The organism is Streptomyces sp. RKAG337, assembly GCF_023701715.1.
Lineage (GTDB): Bacteria > Actinomycetota > Actinomycetes > Streptomycetales > Streptomycetaceae > Actinacidiphila.
Genome location: NZ_JAJOZA010000001.1, coordinates 1,868,469 through 1,884,633, shown reverse-complemented (window position 1 = coordinate 1,884,633; position 16,165 = coordinate 1,868,469). Strand labels below are relative to the sequence as shown.

The 16,165-nt window shown below is 71.1% G+C and carries 12 protein-coding genes; 10 read left to right on the top strand and 2 right to left on the bottom strand.

All coding sequences use genetic code 11. From position 1 onward, the window contains the following. Positions 1-43: 43 nt before the first annotated feature. From LNW73_RS08225 to LNW73_RS08190, 8 genes are all read left to right on the top strand, one after another. A complete protein-coding gene (locus LNW73_RS08225) occupies positions 44-1,558 on the top strand; it encodes a gamma-aminobutyraldehyde dehydrogenase (RefSeq protein ID WP_250989495.1) in 1,515 nt (504 codons plus the stop codon). A 72-nt stretch (positions 1,559-1,630) separates the two neighbouring features. Continuing rightward, complete coding sequence (locus LNW73_RS08220; protein ID WP_250989494.1) at positions 1,631-2,875, top strand: polyamine ABC transporter substrate-binding protein; 1,245 nt, start codon at positions 1,631-1,633, stop codon at positions 2,873-2,875. 38 nt (positions 2,876-2,913) lie between these two features. Further along, positions 2,914-4,062, top strand: coding sequence for an ABC transporter ATP-binding protein (locus LNW73_RS08215; protein ID WP_250977988.1), 1,149 nt, complete (start codon positions 2,914-2,916; stop codon positions 4,060-4,062). Positions 4,063-4,121: 59 nt separating this feature from the next. Further along, on the top strand, positions 4,122-5,000 hold the full coding sequence (locus LNW73_RS08210; RefSeq protein ID WP_374117427.1) for an ABC transporter permease: 879 nt from the start codon (positions 4,122-4,124) through the stop codon (positions 4,998-5,000). Beyond that, the gene (locus LNW73_RS08205; RefSeq protein ID WP_138356715.1) at positions 5,000-5,788 is read left to right on the top strand and encodes an ABC transporter permease; all 789 of its coding nucleotides are present in this window, start codon (positions 5,000-5,002) and stop codon (positions 5,786-5,788) included. The genes LNW73_RS08210 and LNW73_RS08205 overlap by 1 nt, the downstream gene beginning before the upstream one ends. 61 nt (positions 5,789-5,849) lie before the next feature. After that, positions 5,850-7,244, top strand: a complete 1,395-nt coding sequence (locus LNW73_RS08200) for an NAD(P)/FAD-dependent oxidoreductase (protein WP_250977990.1) — start codon at positions 5,850-5,852, stop codon at positions 7,242-7,244. A 230-nt stretch (positions 7,245-7,474) separates the two neighbouring features. Further along, the gene (locus LNW73_RS08195) at positions 7,475-7,927 is read left to right on the top strand and encodes a hypothetical protein (protein WP_250989493.1); all 453 of its coding nucleotides are present in this window, start codon (positions 7,475-7,477) and stop codon (positions 7,925-7,927) included. A gap of 205 nt (positions 7,928-8,132) precedes the next feature. Then, positions 8,133-9,638 (top strand): CoA-acylating methylmalonate-semialdehyde dehydrogenase, encoded by a 1,506-nt coding sequence (locus tag LNW73_RS08190; protein WP_250989492.1) that lies wholly within the window; start codon positions 8,133-8,135, stop codon positions 9,636-9,638. Here LNW73_RS08190 and LNW73_RS08185 read toward each other — a convergent pair. Together LNW73_RS08185 and gabT are read right to left on the bottom strand one after the other, a co-directional pair. After that, positions 9,610-10,263 carry a phosphatase PAP2 family protein gene (locus LNW73_RS08185; protein ID WP_250989491.1) on the bottom strand — a complete coding sequence of 218 codons (654 nt, stop codon included), beginning with the start codon at positions 10,261-10,263 and terminating at the stop codon, positions 9,610-9,612. The genes LNW73_RS08190 and LNW73_RS08185 overlap by 29 nt on opposite strands. A 415-nt stretch (positions 10,264-10,678) precedes the next feature. Further along, positions 10,679-12,010, bottom strand: a complete 1,332-nt coding sequence (gabT, locus tag LNW73_RS08180; protein WP_250989490.1) for a 4-aminobutyrate--2-oxoglutarate transaminase — start codon at positions 12,008-12,010, stop codon at positions 10,679-10,681. Positions 12,011-12,267: 257 nt separating this feature from the next. Here gabT and LNW73_RS08175 point away from each other — a divergent pair, with 257 nt between their 5' ends. Together LNW73_RS08175 and LNW73_RS08170 are read left to right on the top strand one after the other, a co-directional pair. After that, positions 12,268-14,367: an ATP-binding protein gene (locus LNW73_RS08175; RefSeq protein ID WP_374118054.1), complete on the top strand. Its 2,100-nt coding sequence runs from the start codon at positions 12,268-12,270 to the stop codon at positions 14,365-14,367. Between the two features lie 197 nt (positions 14,368-14,564). Beyond that, a complete protein-coding gene (locus tag LNW73_RS08170) occupies positions 14,565-16,163 on the top strand; it encodes a PucR family transcriptional regulator ligand-binding domain-containing protein (protein WP_250977996.1) in 1,599 nt (532 codons plus the stop codon). Positions 16,164-16,165: the final 2 nt, after the last annotated feature.

Sequence of the window (16,165 nt, the reverse complement as noted above, 5' to 3'; positions counted from 1 at the left end):
TCCAGTCTTCGGCCACGGCGCCAAGCGGATGCGAGGAGACACCATGGACCACCGTTTCGACGTGAAGAACCGGTTCGCGGACGGGGCCCAGTACATCGCCGGAGCCTCGCGGCCGGGTACCTCCGGCCAGCAGCACTCCGTGGTCGACCCGGCCACCGGTGACGCGGTGTACACCTACGAGCTCGCCGGGGCCGCGGACGTGGACGCCGCCGTCGCCGCCGCGAAGGCCGCCCTCCCCGGCTGGTCCGGTGCCACCCCCGGTGAGCGTTCCACCGCGATGCACCGCTTCTCCGAGGTGCTGGCCGAGCAGGCCGACGACCTGGCCTTCGCGGAGTCGCTGCAGTGCGGCAAGCCGCTGCGGCTGAGCGCCGGCTTCGACGTACCGGGCACCGTCGACAACACCGCGTTCTTCGCGGGGGCCGCCCGTCATCTGGAGGGCAAGGCCGCCGGGGAGTACTCGGCCGACCACACCTCCTACGTACGCCGTGAGCCGGTCGGCGTCGTCGGCTCGATCGCGCCCTGGAACTACCCGCTGCAGATGGCGGCCTGGAAGGTCCTGCCGGCCATCGCCGCGGGCAACACCATCGTGCTCAAGCCCGCCGAGCTGACCCCGCTGACCTCGCTGATGTTCGCCCGCGCGGCCACCGAGGCCGGCATCCCGGACGGTGTGGTCAACATCGTCAGCGGCGCCGGCAAGGAAGCCGGCGAGCACCTCGTCGGCCACCCCGACGTCGCCATGACCTCCTTCACCGGCTCGACCGGCGTCGGCAAGCGCGTCGCCGAGATCGCCATCCGCACCGTCAAGCGGCTGCACCTGGAACTCGGCGGCAAGGCGCCCTTCGTGGTCTTCGACGACGCGGACCTGGAAGCGGCCGTGCACGGCGCGGTCGCCGGCTCCCTGATCAACACCGGCCAGGACTGCACCGCCGCGACCCGCGCCTACGTCCAGCGGCCGCTGTACGACGCGTTCGTCGCCGGCGTCGCCGACCTCTTCGCGGGCATCAGGCTCGGCGACCCGTTCGACCCGTCGACCGACCTGGGCCCGCTGATCTCGCACCTCCAGCGGGACCGCGTCGCGGCGATCGTCGACCGCTCCCGCGCGTACGCCACCGTCGTGACCGGCGGCGAGGCCCCCGGCGACAAGCTGGCGGCGGGCGCGTACTACCGCCCCACCCTCATCACGGGCGCCGCGCAGGACAGCGAGATCGTCCAGTCCGAGATCTTCGGCCCGGTACTCGTCGTGCTGCCCTTCGACAGCGATGACGAGGGCCTGGCGCTCGCCAACGACACCCCGTACGGCCTGGCCGCGTCCGCCTGGACCCGCGACGTCTTCCGCGCCAGCCGCGCCACCCGTGAGATGAAGGCGGGCTGTGTCTGGATCAACGACCACATCCCGATCCTCAGCGAGATGCCGCACGGCGGCTACAAGGCGTCCGGCTTCGGCAAGGACATGTCCGTGTACTCCTTCGAGGAGTACACGCAGGTCAAGCACGTGATGTACGACAACACCGCGATCGTCCGCAAGGACTGGCACCGCACGATCTTCGGAGACCGATAACCCGGTCGGACCCCGGACTCCGGCCGGACCCCAGACGGTCCCCGGCCGGCCACCCGTGAAAGGGCACAGCGCATGGAGCAGTACGAGACACTCTCGCCGCCCCAGCTCGCGGCGATACGGCGCACCATGACCAACGGGCGTGGTGCCCTCGCCCGCCGGTCGCTGCTGCGCGCCGCCGGACTCGGCGCCGTGGCGACGGCCGGGCTGACCGGCCTCACCGGCTGCGGCATACCGGCAGCGGGCGGCCAGAAGGACGCCGCCGCCACGACGGAGGACCACTCCGGGTCGGAGAAGACCGTCAACTTCTCCAACTGGACGGAGTACATCGACGTCACCGACGACGGCAAGCACCGTCCGACGCTCGACGCCTTCGGCAAGCGCACCGGCATCAACGTCAAGTACACCGAGGACATCAACGACAACGTCGAGTTCTTCGGCAAGGTCAAGCCGCAGCTCGCCGCCGGCCAGGACACCGGCCGCGACCTGATGGTGCTCACCGACTGGCTGGCCGGCCGCATGATCCGCCTCGGCTGGGTGCAGAAGCTCGACGCGTCCAACCTGCCGCACGCGTACGCCAATCTGGAGCAGCGGTTCCGCAGCCCCGACTGGGACCCGGGCCGCGCCTATTCGTACCCGTGGACCGGTATCGCGACCGTCATCGCCTACAACAAGAAGGCGACCAACGGCCGCAAGGTCACCTCGGTCTCGCAGCTGCTGGACGACCCCGCGCTCAAGGGCCGGGTCGGGATGCTCACCGAGATGCGGGACACCGTCGGCATGACGCTGATGGACATGGGCAAGAACCCCGCCTCCTTCACCGACGACGACTTCGACGCGGCGATAGCCCGGGTGCAGAAGGGCGTCGACTCCAAGCAGATCCGCCGCTTCACCGGCAACGACTACACCGCGGACCTCTCCAAGGGCGACATGGCCGCGTGTCTCGCGTGGGCCGGCGACCTCGTCCAGCTGAAGATCGACAACCCGGACATCGAGTACGTCTTCCCCGACGCGGGCTACCTCTCGTCGACCGACAACCTCGTGATCCCCAACAAGGCGCGGCACAAGAAGAACGCCGAGCGGCTCATCGACTACTACTACGAGCCGCCGGTCGCCGCCCAGCTCGCGGCCTACATCAACTACGTCTGCCCGGTGGCGGGGGTACGCGACGAACTCGCGAAGATCGACCCGGCGCTGGCCGCGAACACGCTGATCCTCCCGGACACCGCGATGACCGCCAAGACGCACTCCTTCCGCCTGCTGTCCTCCGCCGAGGAGACCGCGTACGAGCAGAAGTTCTCCAAACTCATCGGCGCCTGACCGCACCTGACGACTGACGACTTACGGGAAGCGACCCCATGACACACGACTCCTCCGGCGGCGAGGTCATCCTCTCCGGGATCAGCAAGCGGTACGGCGCCTTCACCGCCGTCCACCCGCTCGACCTCACCATCCCGCAGGGCTCCTTCTTCGCCCTGCTCGGTGCCTCCGGCTGCGGCAAGACCACCACCCTGCGCATGATCGCGGGCCTGGAGGACCCCTCCTCCGGCACCGTGTCCCTGGCCGGCGAGGACGTCACGGCCCTCCCGCCGTACAAGCGCCCGGTCAACACCGTCTTCCAGAACTACGCGCTCTTCCCGCACCTGGACATCTACGAGAACGTCGCCTTCGGCCTCCGCCGGCGCGGCATCAAGTCGGTGAAGAAGCAGGTCGAGGACATGCTGGAGCTCGTCGAGCTGGGCTCGATGGCCCGCCGCAAGCCGAACCAGCTCTCCGGCGGCCAGCAGCAGCGCGTCGCGGTCGCCCGTGCGCTCATCAACCACCCCAAGGTGCTGCTGCTCGACGAGCCGCTCGGCGCCCTGGACCTCAAGCTGCGCCGCCAGATGCAGCTGGAGCTCAAGCGCATCCAGACCGAGGTCGGCATCACCTTCGTCCACGTCACCCACGACCAGGAGGAGGCCATGACCATGGCCGACACCGTCGCGGTGATGAACGGCGGACGCGTGGAGCAGCTCGGCGCCCCCGCCGACCTGTACGAGAACCCGGGATCGACGTTCGTCGCGAACTTCCTCGGCACCTCCAACCTCATCGAGGCCGAGGTCACCGGCACCTCGGGTGGCGACCTGCTGCTCGTCGCGGGCGGCCAGAAGCTCGCGCTGCCCACCGCGCGATGTTCGGCGAAGACGGCCGTGGGCGGCCGGGTGCTGGCCGGCGTGCGCCCCGAGAAGATATCCGTCGCGCACCGCGACGACGAGGACTCGATCGCCGACGGCCGCAACCGGATACCCGGCCGCATCGTCGACTCCAGCTTCATCGGCGTCTCCACCCAGTTCGTGATCGACAGCCCGGTCTGCCCGGAGCTGGAGGTCTTCGTGCAGAACGTCGACCGTGACTCGCGGCTGGTGCCCGGCGCCCCCGTCGTCCTGCACTGGAACCCCGCGCACACCTTCGGCCTCGACGCGGCCCAGGACATCGACGCCGGTGTGCAGGAGGTGGAAGCCGCATGAGCACCGTCACCGACCGGCCGCCCGCCGCGCCGGAGACCCCGGCGCCGGTCCCGGCCGCGATGCGCCGGGCCGCCGGCCGCAAGCGCCGGGTGCCGTACTGGCTGCTGCTGCCGGGCATCGCCTGGCTGCTGGTGTTCTTCGTGGCGCCGATGATCTACCAGGCGTCCACGTCCGTGCAGACCGGCTCGCTGGAAGCGGGCTTCAAGGTCACCTGGCACTTCGCGACCTACTGGGACGCGCTGACCGAGTACTACCCGCAGTTCCTGCGCTCGTTCGAGTACTCCGCCATCGCGACCGTGCTGTGCCTGGCGATCGGCTACCCGCTCGCCTACACCATCGCGTTCCGGGCCGGCCGCTGGCGCAACGTCATCCTCATCCTGGTCATCGCGCCGTTCTTCACCAGCTTCCTGATCCGCACCCTCGCCTGGGAGACGATCCTGGCCGACGGCGGATTCGTGGTGCAGACCCTCAACCAGCTGCACATCCTGGATCTGACGTCCTCGCTCGGCATCACGCAGGGCCACCGCGTACTGGCCACACCGCTCGCGGTGATCTGCGGTCTGACGTACAACTTCCTGCCCTTCATGATCCTGCCGCTCTACACCTCGCTGGAGCGCATCGACGGCAAGCTGCACGAGGCGGCCGGCGACCTGTACGCCAAGCCCTTCACCGTCTTCCGCAAGGTGACCTTCCCGCTCTCCATGCCGGGCGTGGTCGCGGGCACCCTGCTCACCTTCATCCCGGCGACCGGCGACTACATCAACGCCGAACTGCTGGGCACCACCAACCAGAAGATGATCGGCAACGTCATCCAGTCCCAGTTCCTGCGCGTGCTCGACTACCCGACGGCCGCCGCCCTGTCCTTCATCCTGATGGCGGTGATCCTCGCGATGGTCATGTTCTACATCCGCAAGGCCGGAACGGAGGAGCTGGTCTGATGCGCTGGATACGGAAGAACCTGGTGGTCTTCGCGGGTGTGCTCTGCCTCGCGTACCTGATCCTGCCGAACCTCGTCGTCATGGTGTTCTCGTTCAACAAGCCGAACGGGCGCTTCAACTACGAGTGGACGCGCTTCTCCACCGACGCCTGGGAGCACCCCTGCGACGTCGCCGACATGTGCGGCTCGCTCGGCCTCAGCCTGCAGATCGCGCTGTACGCCACGATCGGCGCGACGGTGCTGGGCACGATGATCGCCTTCGCGCTGGCCCGCTACCGCTTCAAGGCGCGCGGCACGACCAACATGCTGATCTTCCTGCCGATGGCGATGCCCGAGGTCGTGATGGCCGCCTCACTGGGGACGCTCTTCCTCAACATGCGCGTCCCGTTCGGCTTCTGGACCATCCTCATCGCGCACATCATGTTCTGCCTGAGCTTCGTCGTCACCGCGGTGAAGGCCCGCGTGATGAGCATGGACCCGCGCCTGGAGCAGGCCGCGCAGGACCTGTACGCCTCCCCGCTCCAGACCTTCCTGCGGGTTACCCTCCCGCTGGTGGCACCCGGTATCGCCTCCGGCGCCCTGCTGTCCTTCGCCCTGTCCTTCGACGACTTCATCATCACGAACTTCAACGCCGGCTCGACGGTGACGTTCCCGATGTTCGTCTGGGGCTCGGCGCAACGCGGCACCCCGGTGCAGATCAACGTGATCGGCACCGCGATGTTCGTGATCGCGGTCCTCGTCGTCGTCGCCGGGCAGCTGCTCGGCAGCCGGCGCAAGGCCCGCGCGTAACACCGCACGTCCGTACCCGATCGACCAGAACCGAACCGATCACCAAAAGGTGTGAGAACAGATGGACCCAGCCCGTTCGCTCGCAGACGCGCGGCCGACACCCTTCTGGCTGGAGGATCCCGGCAAGCCGCAGCCGCTCGGCGCGCTCACCGGTGACGAGCACTGCGACCTGCTGGTCGTCGGCGGCGGCTACTCCGGGCTGTGGACCGCCCTGCTCGCCAAGGAGCGCGACCCGTCGCGCGACGTGGTCCTGATCGAGGGCAACGAGATCGGCTGGGCCGCCTCCGGGCGGAACGGCGGCTTCTGCGCCGCCAGCCTCACCCACGGCCTGTCCAACGGACTCACCCGCTGGCCCGGCGAGTTCGCCCGGCTGGAGGAGCTGGGCAACCGCAACCTCGACGAGATCGAGGCGGCGGTCGCCCGCTACTCCCTGGACTGCGAGTTCGAGCGCACCGGTGAGATCGACGTGGCCACCGAGCCGCACCAGCTCGAGGAGTTGCACGAGGCCGCCGAGCAGGCGATGGAGCACGGCATCGCGCTGGAACTGCTCGACCGGGACCAGCTGCGCGCCGAGGTCGACTCACCGACGTTCCTCGGCGGGTTGTGGGACCGCACCGGCGTCGCCATGGTGCACCCGGCCAAGCTCGCCTGGGGCCTCAAGCGCGCCTGCCTCGGGCTGGGCGTCCGCATCCACGAGCACACCCGCGCCACCGCGCTCACCGCGAGCGGCGCCGGCATGGCCGTCCGCACCCCGTACGGCCGGGTCTTCGCCCGGCAGGTCGCGCTCGGCACGAACGTGTTCCCGTCGCTGGTCAAGCGGGTACGGCCGTACATCGTCCCGGTGTACGACTACGCGCTGATGACCGAGCCGCTCAGCGAGGAGCAGCTCGCCTCCATCGGCTGGAAGAACCGGCAGGGACTGGGCGACAGCGCCAACCAGTTCCACTACTTCCGGCTCTCGGCCGACAACCGGATCCTGTGGGGCGGCTACGACGCCATCTACCCCTACGGCGGCCGGCTCTCCGCCGAGCGCGACCAGCGCCCGGAGACCAACCTCAAACTCGCCCAGCACTTCTACCGCTGCTTCCCGCAGCTGGAGGACGTGCGCTTCACCCACACCTGGGGCGGCGCCATCGACACCTGTTCCCGCTTTTCGGCGTTCTTCGGAACCGCCCACGGCGGAAAGGTGTCTTATGCGGCGGGATACACCGGCCTGGGCGTCGGTGCCACCCGGTTCGGCGCGGACGTCATGCTCGACCTGCTGTCCGGCGAACGCACCGAACGCACCGAACTGAAGATGGTCCGCAGCAAGCCGATGCCGTTCCCGCCCGAGCCGTTCACCTCGGTCGGGATCGGCCTCACGAAGTGGTCACTGGACCGCGCCGACCGCAACGAGGGCCGGCGCAACCTGTGGCTGAAGGCGATGGACAAGGCGGGACTGGGCTTCGACAGCTAGGGCCTGTCCGGCCGTTCGTGATCGGCCGGACAGGCCCTAGGACGACACGACCTGGGGGAGTGCGCCTGGGGGTACTCGTCCTGTGCGCCTCGCGCCCCCCAGGCGCACCCCTGTCCGGAGGCCGTGAGCCGCCGCACTACCAATCAGTAGCCGAACCCGCGTAATGATCCGCGCTTCCGGCCCTCTCTTCCGTGTCAGCAGTATCAGCTTCACGGAACGGAGGAACCGGCATGGGCAGCGCCGGTGCGAAGAGTGCGGTCGAATGGCTGGTATCCGCGGCACCCGATCCGGAGGCCTGCCGGTGGGACTGGGAACGCAACCCCCTCGGGGTGACGTTGCTGCCCGCCGGCAGGCTCTGGGACGTTCTGATCCTGACCGGGGAGCTGGGCTATCCGACCCTGGACGTGCTCACCCGGCTCGTCGACCGGCCGGGGCCGGTCCTGTCCGACTTCGGGGACTCCCGCATGGGGTTCTTCGTACCTCCCGGAACGGCCGCCCGCTGGATCGCCACCGGCGTGCGCAGCGCGGGCCGCGGCACCTGGATCGTGGTCCCCTACCCCGGCCGGGCCACCGGCGGCGTCCGCTGGCTCATCCCGCCCGACGGCACCGGGCACCTCACCGATCCGGTGATTCTGGAACTGGCGATGCACGAGGCCGTCGCGCAGCTCGCGGGTGACTGCTGACCCGCCGGGATCCCCGGATTCCCCCCTGGGCTCCCCCCTGGACTCCGCTCGGGTTCCCCCCGGAACCGGCCCGGAATCCTTCCGCGGACACCGGCTGTCCGACGATCTGTAAGGCCCCGCGACGCGCCGCCGACACGTTGCTGCTTGTACGCCTCGCCATGCCCTCGCAAGACTGGCAGCAGGCTTACGAGAGAAGGGTCCCCCCGTGTCCACCAAGAACATCACCCACTGGATCGCCGGCCAGGCATGGACCGGCACCGCGGAGCGGCGCGGCGATGTGTACGACCCGGCCACCGGGGCGGTCACCGGACAGGTGGACTTCGCGTCGATCCGTGAGGTCGACCAGGCCGTCAGCGCCGCCGTCGAGGCGTTCCCCGGCTGGCGCGGCGCGTCGGTCGCCAAGCGCACCCAGGTGCTCTTCGCCTTCCGCGAGCTGATCAACTCCCGCCGTGACGAGCTGGCCTCGATCATCGTCTCCGAGCACGGCAAGGTGCACTCGGACGCGCTGGGCGAGATCGCCCGCGGCATCGAGGTCGTCGAGTACGCGTGCGGCATCCCGCAGCTGTCGAAGGGCGGCTTCACCGAGCAGGCCTCCACGGGCGTCGACGTGTACTCGATCCGCCAGCCGCTCGGCCCGGTGGCGATCATCTCCCCGTTCAACTTCCCGGCCATGGTGCCGATGTGGTTCTTCCCCATCGCCATCGCCGCGGGCAACACGGTGGTCCTCAAGCCCTCGGAGAAGGACCCCTCGGCCGCCAACTTCATCGCGGAGCTGTGGAAGGAGGCCGGTCTGCCGGACGGCGTCTTCAACGTCGTGCACGGTGACAAGGTCTCCGTCGACCGCCTGCTGGAGCACCCCGACATCAAGGCCGTCTCGTTCGTCGGCTCCACGCCGATCGCCCGCTACGTGTACGAGACCGGCACCAGCTACGGCAAGCGCGTCCAGGCCCTCGGCGGCGCCAAGAACCACATGCTGGTGCTGCCCGACGCGGACCTCGACCTCGCGGCCGACGCCGCCGTCAACGCCGGGTTCGGCGCGGCCGGCGAGCGCTGCATGGCCATCTCCGTCCTCGTCGCCGTCGACCCGGTCGGTGACGAGCTCGTCGAGAAGATCAAGGAGCGCATCGCCGGTCTGAAGGTCGGCCCCGGCTGCAACGGCGACTCCGAGATGGGCCCGCTGGTCACCGGCGTGCACCGCGACAAGGTCACCTCCTACCTCGACGCGGGCCTCGCCGACGGCGCCACGCTCACCGTCGACGGCCGCAAGCACCCGATCTCGGGCGAGGGCACCGCCGACGGCTTCTGGCTCGGCCCGACGATCTTCGACAACGTCAAGCCGGGCATGTCGATCTACGACGACGAGATCTTCGGCCCGGTGCTGTCCGTGGTGCGGGTCGACTCGTACGACGAGGGCCTGGAGCTCATCAACAGCAGCCCGTACGGCAACGGCACCGCGATCTTCACCAACGACGGGGGCGCGGCCCGCCGCTTCCAGTACGAGGTCGAGGTCGGCATGGTCGGCATCAACGTCCCGATCCCGGTCCCGGTCGCCTACTACTCGTTCGGCGGCTGGAAGAGCTCGCTCTTCGGCGACACGCACGCCTACGGCGAGGACGGCGTCAAGTTCTTCACCCGCGGCAAGGCGGTGACGCAGCGGTGGCTCGACCCGAGCCACGGCGGCATCAACCTGGGCTTCCCGACGAACAGCTGACCCCTTCTCCCTCGCCTTCACCGGCGGCGCCGGGCAGGTCCGTACCGCGGGCCTGGCCGGCGCTGTCGTCCGCGGAGCCGGCGGGGGTCATGGCCACCCCCGAGAGCAGCGCGGCGCACAGGCACCAGCTGCCCAGGACGTCCAGCGGCCAGTGGTACCCGCACCACACCAGGGACACCCCGACGGCCGCCACCACCAGCAGGACCGCGGCGGCGAGCAGCCTTCGCAGGGCGGTGCTCCGGACGAGCGGGAGTACGAGGAGAGCGGCGGCGCCGAGGGCGACCGACGCCGACGCCGTGTGCCCCGACGGGAAGAAGCCGGGGTAGGAACCGGGGCCGAGGCGGTGGTGGCCCGGGGAGGGGCGGGCGATGAGCGTCTTGGTGACGCTGACGATCAGCGGGACGGCGGCCATGGCCAGCACCGCGGCCAGCGGCCGCGCCCACCACCGCGACAGTCCGGCCCGGCGGCCCCGCCACGCGCTCGCGCCGATGGCGGCCGCGAGGAGCGGCACCGCGATCTGAGCGTTGCCGAGGTCGCAGAAGAACTGTCCGGCGCCGTGCAGGCCCCGGTGCCGCGCGGCGGTGTGCTGGAAGCGCCGGAGCAGCCACCAGTCGGCGTCGACCAACGGGCCCCCGGCGACGACCTGCCAGGTGATCAGCGCGAAGAGCAGCAGGCTGACGGCCAGGACCAGGTTCAGGGCAAAAGTCGGCCGCCCCGGAACAGGGGGAGAGTTCCGAGGCGGCCAGGGCGATCTCCGTGCCGCTCGGCCCGGGGGGTTTGGGACGAGCGGTCGATCGATCGGCGAAGAGTGCCGAAACGCTGGGTTCCGGCGCTGTCGTGCGCGAGGGCACTGCTGTGCCGGCAATGGGGGGTCGCCGGCGCGGTGTCGCCCGTGGTCACCCACGAGCGGGATGGTGCGGTGTATCTGCGGAAACCGTACGTCACCGGCGAGGCTGCCGGGAGAGCGATTACCCCTCCGCCATCAGGCCCGCACACCTTCTTCACCTATGCCGCCCCCTTACCCAGAGTTACACCGGGAGTCACACCCGGGTGAAGGCCTCCTCGATGATGTCGAGACCCTCGTTCAGGAGATCTTCGCCGATGACCAGCGGCGGCAGGAAACGCAGCACGTTGCCGTAGGTGCCGCAGGTCAGAACGACCAGGCCCTCGGCGTGGCAGGCCTTCGCCAGCGCGGCGGTCACCGCGGCGTTCGGGGTCTTGGTGCCCGGCTCCACGAGCTCGACGGCGATCATGCCGCCGCGGCCGCGTACCTCACCGATCACGGCGAACTTCTCCTGCATCGCGTGCAGACGGCCCTTCATGACCTCCTCGATGCGCCGCGCCTTGGCGTTGAGGTCGAGCTCCTTCATGGTCTCGATCGCGCCGAGCGCCGCGGCGCAGGCCACCGGGTTGCCGCCGTAGGTGCCGCCGAGGCCGCCCGCGTGCGCGGCGTCCATGATCTCGGCGCGGCCCGTGACGGCGGCGAGCGGCAGGCCGCCCGCGATGCCCTTGGCGGTGGTGATCAGGTCCGGGACGACGCCCTCGTCGTCACAGGCGAACCACTGGCCGGTGCGGCAGAAGCCGGTCTGGATCTCGTCCGCGACGAACACGATGCCGTTCGCCTTCGCGAACTCGGCGATCTTCGGCAGGAAGCCCTTGGCCGGCTCGATGAAGCCGCCCTCGCCCGCGATCGGCTCGATCACGATGGCGGCCACGTTCTCGGCGCCGACCTGCTTGGTGATCATGTCGATCGCCTGGGCCGCGGCCTCCTCGGCGCAGTTCTCCGCGCCGGTCAGCCAGCGGTAGCCGTAGGCGAGCGGCACGCGGTAGACCTCGGGCGCGAACGGCCCGAAGCCCTCCTTGTACGGCATGTTCTTGGCGGTGAGCGCCATCGTCAGGTTGGTGCGGCCGTGGTAGCCGTGGTCGAAGACGACGACCGCGGTGCGCTTGGTGTACGAGCGGGCGATCTTCACCGCGTTCTCGACGGCCTCGGCGCCGGAGTTGAACAGCGCGGTGCGCTTCTCGTGGTCGCCCGGGGTCAGCTCGTTGAGCTGCTCGGCGACCTCGACGTAGCCCTCGTACGGGGTCACCATGAAACAGGTGTGGGTGAAGTCCGCGAGCTGCGCGGTCGCCCGCCGCACCACGGCCTCGGCGCTGTTGCCGACCGAGGTCACCGCGATGCCGGAGCCGAAGTCGATGAGCGAGTTGCCGTCCACGTCCTCGAGCACGCCGCCGCCGGCGCGCGTCACGAAGACGGGGAGGGTGACGCCGATGCCGCTGGGGACCGCCGCGACCTTGCGGGCCATCAGCTCCTGCGACTTCGGGCCGGGGATCGAGGTGACGAGCCGGCGCTCCTGGGACAGTTCGGTCATGGCGGGCGTACTCCTCTTATATGTCCACGGGCTTTTCCCGCAGGCTAAGCGGGGGCCGCGCGGGCCCGCTTACTCCGATAGGGCGCAGTGGCGGGTGGTCATTCGACACGGCGGACAGTCCGCTTCCCGGCAGACCGTAGTCCCGGCAGGCGATTTCGGCACCCGCGCCTCGCGAAGCGCCATGATCCTTATGGACCGGTGTCCGCTCCACTACATTGAGTTCCGTCGCTGGCGACGAGGCTGAGGGGCGGCCGGTAGTGGATATCGAGGGTACGCAGGGATTCCGGAAGGCCGCGCCCGCGACCCCGGTACCGAGGCCGGCGGGGCCGCCGCCGATGCCACAGGCACCACCCGTGTCGGCGCTGGAGACCTGGCTGCGCACCCCGCGCCACCACGACGCCCCGGGGATCTTCGCCTACGGGCACGTCCCGCGCCCCCCGGAGGACTCGGGCCGCTTGGCCGGCCGCCGGCTGATCGGTGGCGCGCTGCTGGCCCTGCTGTGCGGGCTGCTGGTCTGGTCGCTGCTCTGGAACTACTTCGGCAGCCTCTGGCTCAAGCCGATGTTCTGGCTCATCCCGGACGACTGGGCGTACACCGGCGACCGGGTCGCCTACACGGTCGTCTCCAACCTGTACTACCTGATCTGGATCGGCCTGCTGGCCTATGTGTTCGGCCGGGCCGGCCACTGGCCGGACGTCTGGCGCCGGTATGCCGCGCCCGCTCTGGGCCGGTTGTGGGACGAGCCGGCGCAGCCGGGGGTGCGGCCCGACGGGCAGCCTGTTGAGGACGACCCCGTTCAGTGGCCGGAGCTGCGGGCCGCCGGGCAGCACGCGGTGGCCGACCGGCTCGCGGGCGAGATCCGCAGCGGGCGGATGAACGACGTCGACTACACGCGGATCCAGCGCGCCTGGACGTCGGTGCTCGCGGAGCCGCGGCGGATCGACGCGTTCGCCGACACCGTGCTGCGGCAGGGCGCCGCGGCCTGTCTGCATCCCTCCGGCGCTCGCGATCTGCCGTTCCGCTCCGCGACGCACGATCTGCTCGGCGGCCAGGTGCGGATCGGTCTGGCGCCGGCCGACGACCGCAATCCGTACCAGCACCGGGGCGCGGGGCTGGCGCTCGACCCGTCGCTGCTCGGCACCGGCCTGGTCGCGGTCGGCCCGCCCGGATCCGGGAAGACCCGGCAGCTGGTCCGGCCGGTCGTGGAGTCGTTGTGCCTGCAGGCGCTGTCCGGCACCGCCGCGGTGATCGCCGTGGGCTCCGCGGGCACCGACCTGGGACCGGCGGACGCCTTCGACGTCGTCATCTCGCTCGGCGACCCCTCGTCGCGCTACGACCTGGACCTGTACGGCGGCAGCCCCGACCCGGACGCGGCCGGGAGCACCCTCGCCGAGGCGCTCATCGACGACGGCCCCACGCACGAGGCCGACATCCGGCGGGCCGCCACCGCGCTCTCCCAGCTGCTCGGCCCCTACCGCGCCGCCCACGGGCGCTTCCCCGCCGTCACCGAGCTGCGCGAGCTGCTCGACGGCATCCCGCACGCGTTCGCCGCGCTGCGCGGGGCGCTGGACCTGGCCGGGGAGCCGGGGCCGGTCCGTGAGCTGGAGGCACGGCAGCGGCAGGCGGGGCGGCCCGACGACATCGGCACCCTGCTCGCCGACCGGATCGCACTGCTCGACCGGCCGGCCTTCGCGGGATTCTTCGACGTCACCGGCCGGACCCGGCCGTTCTCCATGCACACCCTGGAGCACCCGCTGCGGGTCCGTATCGACCTGCCGGAACGCGGTCACGCCGAGGCGTCCCGGATCCTCGCGAGGCTCGTGCTGGCCCAGTTCACCGCCGCGGTCACCGGCCGCCGCGACCGGTCGCTCTTCGCCTGTCTGGTCCTCGACGACGCCGCGCACACCATCACCGGCGAGTCGGTGCGCGGACTGCAGCGGCTGCGGTCCGCCAACGCCGGGGCCGTGCTGGCGCTGCGGACGCTCGACGACGTCCCCGAGGCGCTGCGCACCGCGCTGCTCGGCGCGGTCGGCTGCCGGATGGCGCTGTCCGGGATCACCACCTGGGACGGGAAGCGGTTCGCCGAGGCCTGGGGCACCACCTGGGTGGAGACCCGGGACGTGACGCGCACACCCGACCAGTCCGGCGGTCTGCTGCGACGCCTCAACCGCGGGGTGCGGCGGCTGTTCACCGGGGAGGCGGTCACCACCGAGTCGGTGACCGTCCGCAGTGTCGAGCGCGAGCGCTGGTCCGCCTCCGAGCTGGCCCATTCGGTGCCGGCCGGGCACGCCGTCGTCTCGCTCACCGCCACCGACGGCGAACACGCCCCGCCGATACTGGTCGACCTCCGCGGCTGACACCTGACGTCTGATTCTTCACGTCGCACCTCTGATATCGGACGCCTGATGCCGGGATCTGGACGGTGAGGCAGAATCGGAACCGGTCACCACTACCGGTCGGCCAAAACCGAGTCCTTCGGGCCTCCGGGCCCGGCGGGTCACCGCGACCCCGCCGGCGCCGCCGGAAGCCCCCCCGCCGGAGGCGACAGCGCGTCATGCCCCTCACCCTCGCCTCTCTCGTCCACCATTCGGCGCTCAAGCTCGTGGTCCTCGCCGGCGGCGACCGTCTGGACGCCACCGTGCGCTGGGTGCACACCAGCGAGCTGGACGACCCGGGACCGTATCTCGAAGGCGGCGAGCTGCTGCTCACCACCGGACTCAAACTGGCCGTCGACGACCCGGACAGCCTGCGCGGCTATGTGCGGCGGCTGGCGGACGCCGGGGTGGTCGGGCTCGGCTTCGGCGTCGGGGTGGGGCACGACGCGGTGCCGCCCGCGCTGGTCGACGCCGCGGCGGAGCTGGATCTGCCGCTGCTCGAAGTGCCGCGCCGCACGCCGTTCATCGCGATCAGCAAGGCCGTGTCGGCGGCGGTCGCGGCCGATCAGTACCAGGCCGTCACCGCCGGCTTCGAGGCCCAGCGCGATCTGACCCGGGCGGCGCTCGCCCCGGACGGCACCTCCGCGCTGCTCGGCCGGCTCGCGCACCACCTCAACGGCTGGGCCGCGCTCTACGACGCCTCCGGCGCGGTGCTCGCCGCGGCCCCCGAGTGGGCGGGCCGCCGCGCCGCCCGGCTGACCGGCGAGATCGACCGGCTGCGGGACAAGCCGGCGCCCGCCAGCGCGGCCGTGGCGGGCCCCGCGGGCACCGAGGACCGCGTCGAACTGCAGTCGCTGGGCACCGCGCGCCGGGCCCGCGGCTTTCTCGCCGTCGGCACCGAGGAGCGCCTCGACACCCCCGCCCGCTATGTCGTGCACGCCGCCGTCGCGCTGCTCACGCTCTCCCTGGAGCAGTCCCGGGCGCTCCAGGACACCGAGCAGCGGCTCGCCGCGGCCCTGCTGCGGATGCTGCTCACCGGGGAGAGCGAGCACGCCCGTACCGTCGCGGGCCGGCTCTACGGCGACCTGCTGACGCAGCCGGTGCGGCTGCTCGTGGTGGAACCCGCGGAGCTCGCCGCCAAGCCCGCGAAGGCGGTCAGGCCCGCCGTCCGCACCGGCCGCCCGGCGGTGGCCCTGGACTCGGTGGCGCTGCTCGCCGAGCGGGCCGAGGCCGCCGGCGCCCGCTCGGGCGAGCCGGTCATCGCCGTTCGGGAGGGCCCCCGGCTGGTGGTGCTCGCCGCCGACGGTTCGGCCGTGCTCAAGGCCTGCACCGACTTCGCCGAGGCCGACGACACCCTGGCCGCCGGGCTGTCCGCGGCCGTCCCGGTGGCGGAGCTGCCGGACGCCAACCGGCAGGCCGAACGGGCGCTGGCCGTCGCGCTGCGGCGCGGCCGCAACCTGGTCGAGCACGGCGAGGTCGGTGCAGGATCGGTTCTCCCGCTGCTCGGCGACGACGCGGTCCGGGCGTTCGCCGAGGGGCTGCTGCGCCCGCTGCGCGAGCACGACGCGACCAGCCGCGGCGACCTCGTCGCCTCCCTCCAGGCCTGGCTCTCGCGGCACGGCCAGTGGGACGCCGCCGCCTCCGACCTGGGTGTTCACCGGCACACCCTGCGCTACCGCATGCGCCGGGTGGAGGAGATCCTCGGCCGCTCGCTGGACGATCCGGACGTCCGGATGGAGCTGTGGCTGGCGATGAAGACCCTGCCGCCCGGCGAGTGACA

Bases quoted from the DNA above. Each gene is read 5' to 3' on its own strand.
- LNW73_RS08225 (WP_250989495.1), top strand. From the start codon at position 44: ATGGACCACCGTTTCGACGTGAAGAACCGGTTCGCGGACGGGGCCCAG.
- LNW73_RS08220 (WP_250989494.1), top strand. From the start codon at position 1,631: ATGGAGCAGTACGAGACACTCTCGCCGCCCCAGCTCGCGGCGATACGG.
- LNW73_RS08215 (WP_250977988.1), top strand. From the start codon at position 2,914: ATGACACACGACTCCTCCGGCGGCGAGGTCATCCTCTCCGGGATCAGC.
- LNW73_RS08210 (WP_374117427.1), top strand. From the start codon at position 4,122: ATGCGCCGGGCCGCCGGCCGCAAGCGCCGGGTGCCGTACTGGCTGCTG.
- LNW73_RS08205 (WP_138356715.1), top strand. From the start codon at position 5,000: ATGCGCTGGATACGGAAGAACCTGGTGGTCTTCGCGGGTGTGCTCTGC.
- LNW73_RS08200 (WP_250977990.1), top strand. From the start codon at position 5,850: ATGGACCCAGCCCGTTCGCTCGCAGACGCGCGGCCGACACCCTTCTGG.
- LNW73_RS08195 (WP_250989493.1), top strand. From the start codon at position 7,475: ATGGGCAGCGCCGGTGCGAAGAGTGCGGTCGAATGGCTGGTATCCGCG.
- gabT (WP_250989490.1), bottom strand. From the start codon at position 12,010: ATGACCGAACTGTCCCAGGAGCGCCGGCTCGTCACCTCGATCCCCGGC.
- LNW73_RS08170 (WP_250977996.1), top strand. From the start codon at position 14,565: ATGCCCCTCACCCTCGCCTCTCTCGTCCACCATTCGGCGCTCAAGCTC.